Origin of the sequence: Calothrix sp. NIES-2098, from assembly GCF_963875125.1 — a bacterium.
Classification (GTDB): Bacteria; Cyanobacteriota; Cyanobacteriia; order Cyanobacteriales; family Nostocaceae; genus Aulosira.
Genome location: NZ_CAWNKJ010000001.1, coordinates 17,870 through 34,782 on the forward strand (window position 1 = coordinate 17,870; position 16,913 = coordinate 34,782).

Annotated in this window: 13 protein-coding genes; 10 read left to right on the plus strand and 3 right to left on the minus strand. The window is 42.7% G+C overall.

What is annotated here, in order from left to right; genetic code table 11:
- The first annotated feature begins 193 nt into the window (after window positions 1–193).
- From crtW to AACU33_RS00080, 7 genes are all read left to right on the plus strand, one after another.
- Window positions 194–967 carry a beta-carotene ketolase CrtW gene (gene crtW / locus AACU33_RS00050; protein ID WP_096586469.1) on the plus strand — a complete coding sequence of 258 codons (774 nt, stop codon included), beginning with the start codon at window positions 194–196 and terminating at the stop codon, window positions 965–967.
- 63 nt (window positions 968–1,030) lie between these two features.
- Window positions 1,031–2,305, plus strand: coding sequence for a glycosyltransferase (locus tag AACU33_RS00055; RefSeq protein ID WP_096586470.1), 1,275 nt, complete (start codon window positions 1,031–1,033; stop codon window positions 2,303–2,305).
- A 153-nt stretch (window positions 2,306–2,458) separates the two neighbouring features.
- The gene (gene hflX, locus AACU33_RS00060; protein ID WP_096586471.1) at window positions 2,459–4,141 is read left to right on the plus strand and encodes a GTPase HflX; all 1,683 of its coding nucleotides are present in this window, start codon (window positions 2,459–2,461) and stop codon (window positions 4,139–4,141) included.
- 14 nt (window positions 4,142–4,155) lie between these two features.
- On the plus strand, window positions 4,156–5,028 hold the full coding sequence (locus tag AACU33_RS00065) for an isoaspartyl peptidase/L-asparaginase family protein (RefSeq protein ID WP_096586472.1): 873 nt from the start codon (window positions 4,156–4,158) through the stop codon (window positions 5,026–5,028).
- 264 nt (window positions 5,029–5,292) lie between these two features.
- Window positions 5,293–5,505, plus strand: coding sequence for a hypothetical protein (locus tag AACU33_RS00070; RefSeq protein ID WP_096586473.1), 213 nt, complete (start codon window positions 5,293–5,295; stop codon window positions 5,503–5,505).
- A gap of 50 nt (window positions 5,506–5,555) precedes the next feature.
- Window positions 5,556–6,077 (plus strand): DUF72 domain-containing protein, encoded by a 522-nt coding sequence (locus tag AACU33_RS00075; RefSeq protein WP_339375664.1) that lies wholly within the window; start codon window positions 5,556–5,558, stop codon window positions 6,075–6,077.
- Window positions 6,025–6,300, plus strand: coding sequence for a DUF72 domain-containing protein (locus AACU33_RS00080; RefSeq protein WP_339375665.1), 276 nt, complete (start codon window positions 6,025–6,027; stop codon window positions 6,298–6,300). The genes AACU33_RS00075 and AACU33_RS00080 overlap by 53 nt, the downstream gene beginning before the upstream one ends.
- A 349-nt stretch (window positions 6,301–6,649) precedes the next feature.
- Here AACU33_RS00080 and galT read toward each other — a convergent pair whose 3' ends face one another.
- Window positions 6,650–7,732: a galactose-1-phosphate uridylyltransferase gene (galT, locus tag AACU33_RS00085; protein ID WP_096586474.1), complete on the minus strand. Its 1,083-nt coding sequence runs from the start codon at window positions 7,730–7,732 to the stop codon at window positions 6,650–6,652.
- Window positions 7,711–9,594, minus strand: coding sequence for a glycoside hydrolase family 2 protein (locus tag AACU33_RS00090; RefSeq protein WP_096586475.1), 1,884 nt, complete (start codon window positions 9,592–9,594; stop codon window positions 7,711–7,713). The genes galT and AACU33_RS00090 overlap by 22 nt, the downstream gene beginning before the upstream one ends.
- Window positions 9,595–10,557: 963 nt before the next feature.
- Between AACU33_RS00090 and AACU33_RS00095 the strand changes: the two genes are divergently transcribed.
- Both AACU33_RS00095 and AACU33_RS00100 read left to right on the plus strand, forming a co-directional pair.
- The gene (locus AACU33_RS00095; RefSeq protein WP_096586476.1) at window positions 10,558–11,118 is read left to right on the plus strand and encodes a general stress protein; all 561 of its coding nucleotides are present in this window, start codon (window positions 10,558–10,560) and stop codon (window positions 11,116–11,118) included.
- Window positions 11,119–11,510: 392 nt separating this feature from the next.
- The gene (locus tag AACU33_RS00100) at window positions 11,511–13,541 is read left to right on the plus strand and encodes a vWA domain-containing protein (RefSeq protein ID WP_096586477.1); all 2,031 of its coding nucleotides are present in this window, start codon (window positions 11,511–11,513) and stop codon (window positions 13,539–13,541) included.
- A 199-nt stretch (window positions 13,542–13,740) separates the two neighbouring features.
- Here AACU33_RS00100 and AACU33_RS00105 read toward each other — a convergent pair whose 3' ends face one another.
- A complete protein-coding gene (locus AACU33_RS00105) occupies window positions 13,741–14,247 on the minus strand; it encodes a hypothetical protein (protein WP_339375666.1) in 507 nt (168 codons plus the stop codon).
- 304 nt (window positions 14,248–14,551) lie between these two features.
- Here AACU33_RS00105 and ligA point away from each other — a divergent pair, with 304 nt between their 5' ends.
- On the plus strand, window positions 14,552–16,585 hold the full coding sequence (gene ligA / locus AACU33_RS00110; RefSeq protein WP_096586478.1) for an NAD-dependent DNA ligase LigA: 2,034 nt from the start codon (window positions 14,552–14,554) through the stop codon (window positions 16,583–16,585).
- Window positions 16,586–16,913 lie beyond the last annotated feature (328 nt).

The following is a 16,913-nucleotide window of genomic DNA, read 5'->3' on the forward strand; positions in this document are numbered from 1 at the left end:
ATTTATCTTTCAGGTTATAAAGATTGTAGATGAATTTTGCCTCTAAAGATAGAAACTAACCAAAATTTACCTCGATAAAATTAGAACATTAAATTAGATATTAATTTCAGTGGTTTTGCTGAAATATAACTTCGGCAAATAAGCACTATTTAATTTTCTAATTAAAAATATAACAAGGCAAAGAGGTATTGGTTTGAATATTTGCGAGCGACCACTTAGCTATTATATAAAAATTGAGCAATTCAGCGCTCAAGAAAATACTGTTTATGGGCTGGTAATTGCCATACTAATTATTAGCCTTTGGGTAGGTAGTTTGGCTTTGTTACTGAGCATTAACTATGCCATAATGCCAGTTTGGTTAATACCGATTGCTATAGTTTGGCAAATGTTCCTCTATACAGGATTATTCATTACTGCGCATGATGCTATGCATGGGTCGATTTTTCGCAAAAATCCGAAAATTAATAATTTTATCGGTTCGCTAGCTGTAACGCTTTACGCTGTGTTTCCATATCAACAGCTTTTAAAGAAACATTGGTTACATCATCGTCATCCTGCTAGCGAACTTGACCCCGATTTTCATGATGGTAAAAGCGAAAATGCAATTTCCTGGTATTTCCGCTTCATGAAAGAATACTCTAATTGGCGACAATTAATAGTGCTAACTATCGTATTTAATTTGGCTAAATACTTTTTGCATATCTCAGAAATTAATCTCATCTTATTTTGGAGTATTCCACCAATTTTAAGTTCAATGCAACTGTTTTATTTCGGAACTTTTTTACCTCATCGAGAACCGGAATTAGGGTACATTTATCCCCATTGCAGCCAAACAATTGCCTTGCCAACTTTTTGGTCATTCATCGCTTGCTACCACTTTGGTTATCATGAAGAACATCATGAGTATCCCCATGTACCTTGGTGGCAACTTCCATCTATATATAGGCAGAGAGTCTTGAATAATTAAGTTGAATTTTGAGTATTATTGCTGTTGATGTAGAGTTGAGCAGAAGCGAAAATCTCAAATGCAATGACTCACTTTGGCATTATTTGCCCACCCTATCCCGGACATATAAACCCCCAAGCTGCTTTGGGACGAGAATTACAATTGCGCGGTCATCGGGTTACTTTTTTGCAAATTCCCGATTTGGAATTCAAGGTGCGATCGCAAGGAGTCAACTTTCATCCGATTGGCGAAGCGATTTATCAACCTGGTTCAATGGCTGAAACCTTTGCTCAATTGGGAAAGTTAAGTGCTGTAGAGGCGTTGCGTTACTCCCTGGATTTTTGCCAGCAAATGGTGGAAATCATCTGTCAAGATGCACCAAAAGCGATCGCCGCAACGGGAATTGAGGTTTTGCTAGTAGATCAACTCGAACCTGTGGGCGAAACAGTAGCAGAATATCTCAACCTTCCGTTTATCTGCATTTCTTGCGGCCAGGTAATTCACCGTCGCGCTGATGTTCCGCCTTTTTTTACTCCTTGGAATTATCAAAATACCCCGTGGGCAAAAATCCGCAATCAGGTAGCTTATTACTTTTTAGATCGCAATTGTCAACCAATTTTGCGAACGATTAATCGCTATCGCCAACAGTGGAAGTTGCCAAATTATCGCCATATCTACGCCTCCAACGCCCGACTCGCCCATATTAGCCAACAACCTCCAACATTTGAATTTCCTATTCCCAACTTGCGATCGCACCTCCATTATGTAGGGCCTTTACGCAACGCTTCACCACAATTGATTGATTTTCCCTACGATAAACTGACTACACAGCCGATGATTTATGCTTCCTTGGGAAGCGTCCAAAACACTAAATATGAAGTATTTTGTTGCATTGCTGCTGCTTGTGCAGAACTAGATGTACAACTGGTAATTGCACATGGAGGTGGAATGAGTGCAGAAATGGAGCAATCTTTACCTGGTTGTCCATTAGTCGTCGAGTATGCACCTCAACCAGATGTCATGGCCAAAGCCAATCTGACGATTACCCATGCGGGGATGAATACAACATTGGATTCTCTCAGCTACGGTGTACCTTTAGTAGCCATTCCCATCACCTTTGAACAACCGGGAACAGGCGCACGCATTCGTTCAACTGGTGTCGGAGAAGTGGTTTCTCTACCAGAACTTAGCATTTCCAGATTGCGCTCAAAAATTGAGCAGGTATTAACGACAGATTCCTATAGAAAGAAAGCGCAAAAAATTCAGCAATCAATTCAACAAGCAGGCGGCGTAAAACAAGCAGCAAATATTATTGAGCAGGTTACTCAATACCAAAGTTCTCAAATTGTAGAGCCATGATAAATCTTATGTCGGTTGGTAGATTTAATTAAGATTTAATAGAGCTAATTATAAGTAAATAGACATAATATAAAACTCCTCTGTAGAGAATTTTGCCTGCTCATTTCCAAATAAAAAGACCGGACTCAAACAAGTTTCTCAACTGCCAGTATTATGCAAAATATTTATGGCAATATTCAGGGAATAAAAGCCAGCCAAATCAAACGATTACAGCAGCTTTACGAGCAACGACAACCTGGAGATAGATTGATTACGCCAGAATTTGCTCAAGCTTTAGCGAGGATGAGTACAGACATCCATCAACCAATTTGTTGTTATATCAATCGACGGGGGCAAATTATCCGAATTGCTGTGGGAACGCCAAATCAAACTCAAATTCCACCTGAAGAATTACCCCGTCGCAGTGCAGAACGCTTAAGCGGTATTCGTTGTATTACTACTCAATTTAAATCAGAACCACCTGATGAAGCTGCATTGGTTGCAATGATACGTCAGCGCTTAGATGCGCTAGTAGAATTAAATGTAGTTGATGGAAAAGTAAAAGATACTTTTTTAGCTTATCTTTTCCCCGATTCTGACAATCCTTGGGTTATTTCACCTCCTTTAAGTTTGAACGATCTAACCGAACAAGAATTTGATGTTTTAGTTGCAGAATGGGAAGAAGAAATCGCTGACGCAGGCGTGGGAATATTTCAAGACATTGTATCTGATGAAGATAGGGTTTTGTTGGTAGGACTACAGACAGAAGATGTCTCTGCGCAACGCTTTGAAGATGGACTTGCTGAACTGGTGCGTTTGGTTGAAAGTGCTGGCGGAATTGTCCTAGATACGATGCGACAAAAGCGAGAACGACCCCATCCGCAAACTGTTGTCGGTAAGGGAAAGGTTGAGGAAATTAAACTTTTAGCCCAAAAAGTTAGCGCTAATTTGATTGTTTTTGACCGAGATATTTCTGCATCTCAAGCCCGCAATTTGGAACAAGAAATTGGCATTCGAGTTGTAGACCGCACAGAAGTAATTCTCGATATTTTCGCTCAACGCGCTCGTACTCAAGAGGGTAAATTACAAGTAGAATTGGCGCAACTCGAATATATGTTACCTCGGCTGCGCGGTCGCGGTCAGGAAATGTCTCGATTAGGTGCAGGAATTGGGACGCGAGGGCCTGGTGAAACAAAACTAGAGACAGAACGGCGAGTAATTCAACGGCGAATTGCTCAACTACAGCAGGAAGTCAATCAATTACAAGCACATCGCGCCCGCATTAGACAACAACGACAACAGCAAGAAATTCCAGTTGTGGCATTAGTGGGTTACACCAATGCTGGTAAATCTACGTTGTTGAATGTGTTAACTAATGCAGAAGTTTACACCGCAGACCAACTCTTTGCCACCCTCGACCCGACAACGCGCAAAGTAGTAATTACAGATCCAGAAACACAACAACGGCGGTCAATTCTGCTCACAGATACAGTAGGGTTTATCCACGAACTTCCACCACCGCTAATGGATGCATTTCGCGCCACATTGGAGGAAGTGATTGAGGCAGATGCGATGCTTCATATCGTAGATTTATCCCATCCAGCTTGGGAAAACCATATTGCGAGTGTAGAGGAAATTCTCCAAGAAATGCCTGAGATTCCTGAAAAAAGTACGATCGCTTTTAACAAGATTGACCGCGTAGATAGCGAAACTTTGGCGGAAGCTCAACAAAAGTATCCCGAAGCTGTGTTTATTTCAGCAACTGAGCGCTTGGGTTTAGAGACTTTAAAAATGCGATCGCTCAAACTAATTGACGAACCTATAGAAGCGATCTCTGTCCCACAAAATTCATACTAATTAAAGGAAATTCTATGATACCAACCATTATTGTTCACGGTGGGGCAAAAACCATCAAGGAAGAAAAAGTTGCAGCTAACAAAGCAGGCTGTACCGCAGCAGCTGAAGCCGGTTGGGCAGTGTTACTCGGTGGAGGTAGTGCCGCAGAAGCCGTGGAAGCAGCCATCCGCGTGTTGGAAAGTGACCCGACATTTAACGCCAGTTTAGGTGCAACTCTCAACAGCGACGGAGAAGTGGAACTAGACGCGGCGATTATGGAAGGTACTTTAAGTTGGGGAGCAGTTGCAGCAGTTCAAGGTATCCGTCATCCAATCTCCGTTGCACGCAAAATTATGGATGACAAACCCAGGTTACTAGTCGCGAGAGGCGCAGAACGCTTCGCTGCCGATTGCGGAGCCGAAATGTGTAAAAAAGAAGACTTAATAGCCGAGGAGCAGTGGCAGCAGTGGAAGGAAGAACAGGAAGTTATAGATCGCCCTAATACCGTAGGTTGCGTAGCTTTGGATGCTAGCGGCATCTTAGTTGCCGGCACTTCAACTGGCGGGACTACGAAACAGCAACAAGGTCGCGTTGGTGATACTGCGGTTGTCGGCTCTGGCTTGTACGCTGATAATAAGCTCGGCGCTTGCTCAACAACAGGTGATGGCGAGTCCATTATTCCAGTGGTTTTGGCTAAAACTGCGATCGATTTCTTAACTGGAGACAGACATCCAGACGAAGCCGCACAGATGGCGATTAAGGCTTTGAAATCGAAAGTTAAAGGTGAAGCCGGTTGCATCCTTTTAGACCGCCAAGGCCGGGTAGGCTGGGCGTATAACTCATCACACATGGCTTGCGCTTATATAACCGCAGGACAAGATAAGGTAGCTTTCTTTACTCAGAAGTAGTCTACATATTTGTTAACGACCGCATCCTTTTCTGGGTGCGGTGTCTTAGAGACGCGAATCATGTTCAAGTGAGTTATTTTTTCTGTTTGCTCAAGACAACACAGAGGCATCTAAATTAGATTTCTAATGAATTTTTTTAGAGCTAATTGTAGCCAAGGTCACAATTAATATTTACATATTTCACTTCATATTATAGATGACAAATATATAAGGATAGATGTTATTTATAGATTTATTTAAATGCATTTAATTAGGAGAATAAATATGCAATTTCAAATAGAATGCAATACAGAAAAAAGCAGCCAAGTATGTTTAATTTGCCATCAAACTTTTCAGATGTTGGCAGCGAGATTAATTGTATGCAATGACCAAGGCGACGGCTATGGAGATATTTGTCCCCAATGTACAGCTAGGGGTGGTAATTGGGTTCAACTACAACTTCAAGAATTTAGCAATAAGCTAGTAGCTCTAAAATGAGCAAGAGAAATTTCTGATAAAAACTATTCTGGCGTTGTGTGCAATTATGAATGGGTAAACTGCAAATCGGTACTAGTGGCTGGGTTTATAAACATTGGATGGAAATTTTCTATCCGCCACATTTACCTAGCGAACAGCAACTATCATTTTACGCTCAACACTTTTCTACTGTAGAAATTAATTTTTCTTTTTATCGTTTACCAGAGCGTTCTGTGTTTGAAACTTGGCGCGAGCAAACCCCATCTAAGTTTCTGTTTGCTGTGAAAGGTAGCCGCTATCTCACGCACATGAAAAAGTTAAAAGATCCGATAGAGCCGCTATCTCGTTTGATGGAACGCGCATCAGGATTACAAGAAAAACTAGGGCCGATTTTATTTCAGTTTCCTCATACTTGGCACATTAATATTGAGCGTCTTCAACCATTTTTAGAATTACTACAAAATTATTCAGACCAAAGATTTACATTTGAATTTCGTCATTCAAGTTGGCTAATTCCTCAAGTTTATCAACTCCTAGAAAATGCAGGTGTCGCCCTTTGTTTACCTGTTAGCCCAACCAACAGTTCCGCTTGATATTTGTTTAACTACTTCTTGGACTTATATTCGGATGCACAACGGGCAATGGAATGTTGGTTATAGCGATGAAGAATTATATATATGGGCTGAACATATTCATTCATTTCTAAAGCAAGATATTGACGTATATGTGTACTTCAATAACGACCCCGATGGTCATGCAATTCGTGATGCTCAGAGATTATCTATTTTACTTGATTTAGGCTGGGAAAACAAGTAAGGTAGACACTGCCTAGAGCGTTAACTCTGTGCCTTTTTAGAGGGTGATAATTCACGCAAAGTATTATGTCATTGCGAGCGAAGCGAAGCAAACGCCTGGGATTGCTTCGCTTCGCTCGCAATGACTAGAAGAAGACTTTGCACACAAAAACAGCATAACCAGATTCAAACTCACAAACTCTTTTAGAATCTGGGTTTCCTAATTTTTAATTAATTTAATTTAATTCACTATGCCGCTGATTTGTGACAGATCAGCGGATATGAATTGTCTAAAAATTGAATAAGCGCATCTCCTAAAGGATGCGCCTGTTTGAGTTTACCGATTTCTTCTTTATGCGGAAATCGGCATTTCAATGATTTACAGCTACTGCCTCTAACTCTTTGGCCTTCTCCTCTGGTAAGGCATCGTTGGCAAACATTCCGGCGGCGAGTTCGGTTCCTGCTAAATACTTTAGCCTGTCGCTGGTGCGATAGGGTGGATAAAACTGGGCGTGTAAATGTGCTTCTGGATGAGGTTTGCCGTCTGTAGGCGCACCAAACCAAGCCATGAGGTAAGGAAATGGACGATTCCACAAACCGTCATATTTGAGTGTGACGGTTTTTAATGCCCTGGCTAATCCCTGACGTTGCTTTGCACTCAGATCGTAAAAGCTGGCTACTGGTTGTATAGGCGCAATCCAAACTTCGTAGGGGTAACGCGCACATACGGGAACGAAGGCGATCGCTTCCTCATCCTGATAAATTATTCTTTGGTTGTCAGCTATCTCTTTTTGAATTAAATCCGCTAACAAACCCCGCTGATTTTTCTCATAAAATTGCTGCTGCATCTCCAACATTCTTGCTGGGACGGGCGGTATAAAAGGATAAGCATAAATTTGCCCGTGGGGATGGTGTAAAGTTACGCCTACCTCTACACCTTTATTTTCAAAGGGCAGCACGTACTGAATTTGGGGATTTGCGCCGAGTTCGCGAGTGCGATCGCCCCACACTTGCAACAGTAATTCAAGATGAGCTAATTCTAAGGAACTCAGGGAAGCATGGGGGTCTTGAGTAAAAACTACTACCTCACACGCACCATTAGCGGGTAAAGTTTCCACAATGCTAGCTGGTGGATCGTGCGCCGTTACTTTCATAGAAGGAAAGCGGTTATCGAACACAGCTATGTCATACTTCCCTTGGGGTAGTTCTGTGGGAAACTCCCGATTGCTGGTGGGTGCGAGGGGGTTATATTCTGGAGGCGGCATGAAAGTCCGCCCCTGACGGTGACTGGCGTAAGCTACCCATTCGCCCCGTAAGGGGTGCCAGCGCAGGTGGGGATTTGCTTGCACTGGCTCATTACTAGGGCTAGGCGCTGTAATGTCTTGTGGAATTGGATAGCGGCTATATAAAGTCAGTTGGCGGCCATCTGGCTTTAACAACTTGTGGGAGTACATAATCCTCCAGAAAGGGTGGCAGCGCGTATCGTCTCCAGTGGAATTTTCGGTGTGCGATCGCCGTACAATAACCCGTTAGCTTCTTGGAAGGTATCGGTCAATTGTGTGTAACAAAAACCGCTGAACATATCGATGTTATTCACACTTTCCAGCAAAGCAGTGTATTTAATTTCTAATTCCGAGAGATTCCAGCAACGCTCGTATCCCCAGGCTTTGTTAGCATCAGGCTGTTCTTCTGGCGCATAGGCAATTCCACCAAACTCGGTCAGCATTACTGGTTGTCCCTGATGAGGAAAGTTGTCCAAAGTGAGGATTCGCCCTCCGGGACGCTGACGATTAAATAAATCTGATAGCTGTACTTCTGGCCCATAGCGATGAGCTAAATGCAGGGGATTGGTGTCATAGTCATGGATGGCAAGAATATCAGTATCCGTACTTTCCCAGCCATCGTTACCAATCACTGGGCGAGTTGGGTCAAGGGTCTTGGTTAAGTGATACATAGCCAAAACATAGTTCCGGTGAGCCTGTGTCTCAACTAGATTTGGCACTCCCCAAGACTCATTAAATGGCACCCAAGCTACAATACACGGGTGATTGGCATCACGCTTGATAACTTCCGTCCACTCATGGGTCATGCGTTCCACTGCTTTCGGGGAGAAGCGATAAGCGCTTGGCATCTCCTCCCATACTAACAATCCCAGCACGTCTGCCCAATATAAAAAGCGCGGGTCTTCAATTTTTTGGTGCTTGCGGACTCCGTTGAAACCCATTGCTTTTGTCAGTTCTACATCTCGCCGCAACGCCAAATCGTCGGGTGCAGTCATCAGGCTATCAGGCCAGTAGCCTTGGTCGAGAACTAGGCGCAAATAGTAGGGGCGACCGTTGAGCATAAAGCGATCGCGCTGAATACTCACTGTGCGTAATGCAGTATAAGATATTACTTCATCTAATATTTGCCCGTTATACGACAACTGAATATAAGCATTAATTAACGTCGGTCTCTCCGGACTCCATAACAATTCATTACGGTAGTCATCGATACCTGGGTCTGAAAGCGAAATCCGGCGGTTAATCTCGCCGTTGAATACTTCATAGGTATCATTAGCCAACACGCGATCGCCCACAGTCAATTTCATCTTCATTTGGATACCCTCAGTCGGAGTATCACCAGCGAGCGCTGCATAACAACCAATTTCCCAGCGTTCAAAGTCGGGAGTCCAGCGGATATGATCTATATAAGTCGTCCCTACACGTTCCACCCAGACTGTCTGCCAAATTCCACTGGTGCGAGGATACCAAATACTATGGGGTTCTAACTGCCAATCCTGCTTACCGCGAGGCTTGGCGAGGTCGTGCGGATCGTCCTGCGCCCAGACTGTGACTTTTGTCATCCCGCTGTCATTTAAGACAGCAGTAATATCCATAGTGAAATTGGTGTGTCCGCCTTCATGCTCGCCAACATATAGATCGTTCACCCACACACGAGCGCGATAATCTACAGCGCCAAAGTGCAGTAATAATCTACCCTCACCTGGAGGCGTGGCAAATTCTCGCTCATACCAGCAATTGGTGTGAAAGCCAGTGTCACCAATCCCACTTTTGATAGATTCGGGGGCATAGGGAACTTCTATATCATGAGTCCATTGCTTCAGGTTGCTGGGTTGAGTGCATTTGCCTTCGTCATCAAATGCGAACTTCCACAGACCGTTGAGACTTTGCCACTGGGAGCGAGTAGCATCTCTCGTAGAAATCCGTCGCAACTGCGGACGCGGATAAGCCACGTCAATTAACTCTAGACTTGGCTTATTATCGACATGAGGTTTTAAATCAACTGCGTTATTCGTTAGCTCCAACAAATTCATCGCTATCTATTCCTAAATTAGCTATAGAACAAATATTGAAAAACTTGCCTCTTGCTCAATATTTCAAGAGTCGATATGTACAAATACTTAAGACTCTTTGCTAATTTCTAATCAAGCTCTACCCTAGTAATAAATAACTAATTGCAGAGCTTGCTTATTAGCAAATGAGCAATTTACCCCTATGGTAGTTAGAGGCATCTAAATAGGTATTACCTTTCGGCTCGTGCCATTATGGCATATTTGAGACAAAAGTTAATAATGAATTTTTACTAAAATCTAAAATACATTTTTTTACTGCTTAATATCAGAATCACAGCCTTATATTAATTATTTTAATGTCAGATACCTGGAGATGATTTGGCGGGAATTTTCTATAAAATCATCTGGCATGGTTCTTAAAAGAGTAATTGCCTAACAATCTATTTTTAAGGGCTGAAAATGCCTAAAATTGCCAATTATTCCTGCAATCCCAAACTATTGGTCAAAACTCATAATTTTTCTGAAAATCTGCTCTCTTAGGTGGTGTGCGATAGGCTGTTTTATATCAGTAACTAGCCGATGGAAAAGCGATCGCCTAACGGGGAACGCCGCTACCTGAGTGGGATAATCCTAGCCAGAGTCTTTGTTATTACTTATATCTTTTAAATCTCTCACTTCGTTTTTATCCCACTTTGGCATCAATTCCAAAGCTAAAGAAAGCGGGAGATTCAATTAAATCTGCGTACACATCTGTCTTTAGAGGCGAAGAAAACTAAGTTAAGTAGGCGCAATTCAAGCCAACTATGTAAAGTTTTTTAGGGTGAAAGCGAAAGGTTTTTTTCCTTTTCCCCTGCCGAAACCCAGTAATTTGGCAGACTATTAGATGAGATATTTCCTCTGACGCTTTCAGACTCTCCAAAAGACAGAGAACTGCAACCGTAGGAGTTACTAACATTTGGGTGTAGTAAATTTATAGAGGAAAATATGATAACTAAAGACACGACACACGCCTTAGGAGTGTTTGCCAATTCTCAAAAAGTAGAGCAGGCAATTAATGAATTGAAAGCTGCAAACTTTCCTATGGAAAAAGTCTCTATCATTGCTAAAGATGTAGAGAAGGGCGATCGCATAGGTGAAGCGCAGATGAGCGATCGCATCGGTACTCAAGATGTAAATGCAACAGGCGCGGTAGCAGATACACTGACAGCAACTACTTGGGGTAGCGTGTTAGTTGGTCTGAGCAGCCTGGCACTTCCTGGCTTAGGTGCGGTGCTGGCGGCTGGTTCTGTAGGTGTAGCATTAGTCAGCAGTGTAGCAGGCGTTGCTGTAGGAGCAGCAGCAAATCAGAATTTGGTGAAAGCACTAGGCGATCTAGGTATTCCCGAAGAACGCGCGCGAGTTTATAGCGATCGCCTTCAACAAAGTTATTATCTGCTCATACTTGATGGCACAGAAGCAGAAATTCACCGTGCTGAACCAATATTACGCGATAGAGGTATTGAATATTGGGGTATTTATCATAATTCTCAATCTCAAAATGTCTAGTTAGTAGACTGGCATCACACTGAGTTTGGATGTTTACTCGATTGTGTATCCCCTGCTCCCTCTGCTGCCTATGTGTACAATATTAAAGTGAAACGGTATTAGTTGCTGCATCCGTGAAGGCAGGCGCACGTAGTAATTGATTAGAGCGATCGCCTGTATACGCCAACGGGATTCACCAGATCGTTTTTAGGAATCTAACCACATCAGTACAATCACTGCCAATTGTTAGTTACAGTTACTAAAACTGTAACAGCGATAAAATCCCAGGTTACTCAAGATTATTCTAATTAATTAGAAACTTCAAATGTCAGCAACCCCGTTTAACTACACAGGGCTTCCACACATCCCATGAGGTTTTGAGCCGATACACGAATTAGTGTGAGAATTGAGTCATGTCTTACCCGATTCCATCCAAACTCTGGCAGCGAATCAGTATTGCAGCAATGTTGTTATTGATACCGTCAGTAGGAATTGCAATTTTACGTCAGTCTGCTACGGTTGCGATTCCAGCCAATCAAACTCCTCAAAGTTCGACCCCAGCCAACCCCATTCCACCCAATCACCCTGACTACCAATCACTTCAGGCATTGGTACAAAAGTATAGTTGTGTCGTCTCGATCCAAAACTTTGGTACTGTACCTATAACCCGAACTGAGTTTGCCACCATCTTAAATGCCTGCGTGCGTCGGAGCAATGAACTCATAGCGACTAATCCCAAGATTGTTACCCCAGCAGATACGAAAACCCTGCAACGCTTGCAGTCCGAATTTGCACCGGAGTTAGCAACCCTAAACAATCAGACAGATGAATTGGAGGCTCGTAGCGATCTAACTCCTGCTGGGATTAATCGCAAGACTCAACCCCTACCCACAATTGCTCAAGAGGAAGCTGTTAACCGCCCTGTCAGCCCTAAACCTCAAGCTGTGAGGATTAGAGGAACGGTTGCCCCTGAACCTCAAACTGGTAGATTTAATACAGAAAACTATAACCGGATTGATGACAATCCCTTTCATCTTGTCAGTAACGATCCACTTTCCACATTTTCCATTGATGTAGATACAGCATCCTACAGTAACGTGCGGCGGTTTATTACTCAAGGAGAATTACCGCCTAAGGATGCAGTGCGAATCGAAGAATTGATTAACTACTTTACTTACAATTATCCCCAACCAAAAGGCGATACCAACGACGGGCAGAGCCAACGCCCTTTTTCCGTCACTACAGAAGTTGCTGCTGCTCCCTGGAATCCGCAACACAAGCTTGTACAGGTCGGTTTGCAAGGTAAACGCCTAGAGAGCGAAACTTTACCACCTAGCAACCTAGTATTCCTGATTGATGTTTCCGGTTCTATGGATGAACCCAACAAATTACCCTTGGTGCAACAGTCTCTCAAATTGCTGGTAAATACACTGCGTCCTGAAGACCGGGTAAGTTTGGTAGTCTATGCTGGGAATGCGGGATTGGTGTTACCTGCTACTCCTGGTAGTCAGAAATCAAAAATTTTGGCAGCAATCGATCGCTTGCAGGCTGGAGGTTCCACTGCTGGTGGAGAAGGTATTGAACTCGCCTACAAGATAGCCAAACAAAACTTCATCAATTCTGGTAATAATAGAGTCATTTTAGCTACCGATGGAGATTTTAATGTCGGGGTTTCTAGCGATGCAGAACTGACGCGATTAATTGAACAGAAGCGAGAGCAGGGAATTTTTCTGACAGTATTGGGATTTGGTACTGGCAATTACAAGGACTCAAAAATGGAGCAACTGGCTGATAAGGGTAATGGTAACTACGCTTACATTGATACCCTCTTAGAAGCCAAAAAAGTTTTAGTTAACGATCTCAGAGGAACTTTATTTACTATTGCCAAGGATGTGAAAATCCAGGTGGAATTTAATCCGGCAAAAGTTCAGGCTTATCGCTTGATTGGCTACGAAAACCGCCTGCTGCAAAACCAGGATTTCAATGATGACAAGAAAGATGCAGGAGAGATTGGGGCTGGTCATTCTGTAACAGCACTTTATGAAATCATTCCCACTGGTGTAAATAGCGATGTCAAACTACCAAAAGTAGACCCTTTGCGTTATCAGCGTTCTGGTGTAACTCAAGCAGATACTGTCAGCAATGAGTTAATGCAATTGAAACTGCGATATAAATTGCCCCAAGACAGTACCAGTCAACTAATTACCCAAACCATCCCAGACGATGATTTCAGCGCCCAAAGGGAACCCTCCACAAACCTAAGATTTGCTGCTGCGGTGGCTACTTTTGGGATGTTGCTACGTAACTCTGAGTATAAAGGGAATGCTAATTATGATTTAGCGATCGCATTGGCAACTCAAGGAAAGGGCGAAGACCGGGATGGCTATCGAGGTGAGTTTATTCGCCTGGTAGAGCAATCTCAGAAGTTGATGGCCAAGAAATAATATGGTTTTTAATCGACTCTCAACCTTCTGAAATAACTCCTCAAATCAATAGGATGACAATGCTACAAGGGATAACATTTTAAAATGTAGATTGAGGTTGGGGTAAAGGTTAAAGGTTTTTGCTTGGCTTTTGCCCCTTCCTCAACCCACAAGTATTGAATGGCATAAACTGTGGAGTTAAAAACAGAATCAAAAAGCTTTACTCTAGATACAGCCTTAATTGCTCTAAGTTAATGAAGGACTCATGTATTTGTGAATTTGGAGCAAGTGAGGCTTGAAACTGCACAACTCCAATTGCTTCAACAATTTGATGATTATAGTTTTCTACCTCATCTGGCGGGCGTAAAGATTGTTTATTCCAAGATGGGAAAATGCTCACCTTGGTGTTATCCTCAAGCAAAATTTGCGACTTAGTATAAAGTCCTTTAAAACCTGGAATTCCAGTAGATTGTGGGTTAGGTTGCCAGGATTTTGATGTATAACGACCAATGATTTTGACCCGTTGACCATTGAGACGAATTAAATCAACACGTTTTTTTACTATTTCCAATTTGTTGGTGGGAATTTCTTCACTACTTAACTGAGGTATTTGGCTATTGGTGGGTTTAACTGGAGCCAATATACTTAATATTATTGATATTGATATGGTTAATCCCGAAGCCAAACTAACAGAGCGCAATTTCATTTTCTTCTCTATTTTTGGCATCAGGATACTACATAATTAAAAGTCTGTCTGTATAGCGGTGGTAAATCAACTCACTTGCATGGCTGCGTACCAGACCTGTGGCAAGGAGTACGAACGCTATCTTGGCGGTGAAAGTATTTTTCTGAGCAAGAGCTGCTTTGAAAGTTGAAAATTAAAGTATTTGAGTGAATCTTTTGACAATTGCCTGAACCTTACCCAAATATCTTGGTACTCACAAAATAAAAGTCAGTAGCTATACTAACTAAACATGCCTCGACAGGCTTTATCGTTAAATTCTATTCGCTAGGGATTTTGCAAAAAGTCAATGATACAAAGTCAGCCAGAAATCAAGCGCGTAGAAGAACTACGTCAGTTGTTGCAGCAAGCTAGCTATGCTTATTACGTTATAGATGCACCGATCATGGAAGATGCAGTTTATGACCAGCTGTATCGAGAGTTGCAACAACTAGAAACCCAATATCCAGAACTGGTGACGCCCGATAGTCCCACTCAGCGCGTGGGTGAAAGACCAGCAACACAGTTTACATCGGTGCGGCATAATATCCCTTTATACAGTTTGGAAAATGCTTTTAATACTGATGAGTTGCAAGCATGGGATCAGCGTTGGCGGCGACAAGCCCCCAAAATTGAGTCAGTAGAGTATGTCACGGAACTGAAAATTGATGGTTCGGCGATCGCACTTACCTATCAAAATGGAGTTCTTACCAGAGGTGCAACTAGAGGTGATGGGGTGATGGGTGAAGATATCACCCAAAATGTCCGGACAATTCGCTCAATTCCCTTGCGCTTAAACTTTGAAGGTTTAGAAATTTTAGAAAAGGTAGAAGTTCGGGGCGAAGCGTTTTTACCTTTGGATGTGTTTAAACAAATCAACGAGGAAAGGCAAAAAGCAGGCGAGCAATTATTCGCCAATCCCCGCAATGCCGCAGCTGGTACGCTCAGACAATTAGACTCTAGAATTGTAGCTCGCAGGCGCTTAGATTTCTTTGCTTACACTCTGCACATTCCAGGTAGAGATGATGCAAGTATTGCCAATACGCAATGGGAAGCTCTGGAACTTTTGCAAAAGATGGGTTTCCGCGTCAATCCCAACCATAAACTTTGCCCTTCCTTGGCAGATGTGGGCGAATACTATAACTACTGGGATACAGAAAGACTGAATTTACCCTACATGACTGATGGGGTAGTAGTGAAGCTCAATTCCTTTAAGCTTCAAGAACAGTTGGGTTTTACTCAGAAATTCCCCCGCTGGGCAGTAGCGTTAAAATATCCCGCCGAAGAAGCACCTACTCGCGTGGAAAATATTGCGGTGAATGTCGGTAGAACTGGGGCTTTAACACCGTTAGCAGAGATGCGCCCAGTACAATTGGCAGGTACGACAGTTTCCCGCGCAACTTTACATAATAGCGATCGCATTGCGCAATTAGATATCCGCATTGGCGATACTGTCATCGTTCGTAAAGCTGGGGAAATTATTCCAGAGGTGGTGCGGGTACTCAAAGAACTCCGTCCTCCGGAGACTCAACCGTTTGTCATGCCTACTCATTGCCCAGTCTGCGGACAGCCAGTGGTGCGTGAGTTGGGTGAAGCCGTTACCAGATGTGTGAATGCTTCTTGTGCCGCTATCCTCAAAGGTGCGATTGAACATTGGGTAAGCCGCGATGCTTTAGATATTAAAGGCATGGGCGAAAAGCTAGTACATCAACTCGTTGATAAGGGTTTGGTGCATTCTGTAGCTGACTTGTATGACTTGACAGAAGATAAATTGTATGCATTAGAAAGGATGGGGCAAAAGTCAGCGCAGAAATTAATCGAAGCGATCGCTCAATCGAAAAATCAACCTTGGTCGCGGGTATTGTATGGTCTAGGCATCCGTCATGTTGGCAGCGTGAATGCCCAATTGATTACCGACAAGTTTGTCAGCGTAGAAAAACTAACCCAAGCCAGACAATCAGATATCGAAGGCATTTATGGGATTGGTGCCGAAATTGCCGAATCAGTACACCAATGGTTCCAAATTCATGCCAATCAAACTTTGATTTCTCGCCTAGAAGCCGCAGGGTTGCAATTAACAACTACCGAAGAAATAACAATTGCTGATGGTAATCAAAAGCTAGCTGGGAAAACTTTTGTCGTCACAGGTACGTTACCTACCTTAAAGCGAGATGAAGCGAAAGCCTTGATTCAAAAAGCTGGGGGTAAGGTGACAGATTCAGTGAGCAAGAAAACAGATTATTTGCTTGTAGGTGAAGATGCAGGTTCTAAATTAGCCAAAGCTGAAGCTTTAGGAATTACCCAGTTAACTGAGGCGGAATTTTTGCAGATGTTGGAGGATTAGCCTAGAGATGAATTGATGCGACGAATCAGCTACGGGTAGTAGCAGAAAATTCAAATCTTAATTTTTTATGTAATTAACGATCGTAAAAGCTTACCTACTACCCAACACAAAAATTCTTAACCAGTTGTTAATTTACGCTCAGAGTTATTCTTGAGTAAGGTTGACTTTATCAAAAAGTATAGTAATTCTAAGCATAATAGCTTATTTATATAAGTTAATTATTCCAATTGTAGAAATATTCAAAAAGCCAACACCTTATTAACGTTGGTAAACCCCCAACACCTAACCTAGGGCAGATGATAATATTTGATTATAGTTAGTCTCCCTC

Excerpts from the sequence above, each read along its gene's own strand:
- AACU33_RS00070 (WP_096586473.1), top strand. The coding sequence starts at position 5,293 with ATGCAATTTCAAATAGAATGCAATACAGAAAAAAGCAGCCAAGTATGT.
- AACU33_RS00065 (WP_096586472.1), top strand. The coding sequence starts at position 4,156 with ATGATACCAACCATTATTGTTCACGGTGGGGCAAAAACCATCAAGGAA.
- galT (WP_096586474.1), bottom strand. The coding sequence starts at position 7,732 with ATGTACTCCCACAAGTTGTTAAAGCCAGATGGCCGCCAACTGACTTTA.
- AACU33_RS00095 (WP_096586476.1), top strand. The coding sequence starts at position 10,558 with ATGATAACTAAAGACACGACACACGCCTTAGGAGTGTTTGCCAATTCT.
- AACU33_RS00090 (WP_096586475.1), bottom strand. The coding sequence starts at position 9,594 with ATGAATTTGTTGGAGCTAACGAATAACGCAGTTGATTTAAAACCTCAT.
- AACU33_RS00105 (WP_339375666.1), bottom strand. The coding sequence starts at position 14,247 with ATGCCAAAAATAGAGAAGAAAATGAAATTGCGCTCTGTTAGTTTGGCT.
- AACU33_RS00075 (WP_339375664.1), top strand. The coding sequence starts at position 5,556 with ATGGGTAAACTGCAAATCGGTACTAGTGGCTGGGTTTATAAACATTGG.
- AACU33_RS00055 (WP_096586470.1), top strand. The coding sequence starts at position 1,031 with ATGACTCACTTTGGCATTATTTGCCCACCCTATCCCGGACATATAAAC.
- hflX (WP_096586471.1), top strand. The coding sequence starts at position 2,459 with ATGCAAAATATTTATGGCAATATTCAGGGAATAAAAGCCAGCCAAATC.
- ligA (WP_096586478.1), top strand. The coding sequence starts at position 14,552 with ATGATACAAAGTCAGCCAGAAATCAAGCGCGTAGAAGAACTACGTCAG.
- AACU33_RS00100 (WP_096586477.1), top strand. The coding sequence starts at position 11,511 with ATGTCTTACCCGATTCCATCCAAACTCTGGCAGCGAATCAGTATTGCA.
- AACU33_RS00080 (WP_339375665.1), top strand. The coding sequence starts at position 6,025 with ATGCAGGTGTCGCCCTTTGTTTACCTGTTAGCCCAACCAACAGTTCCG.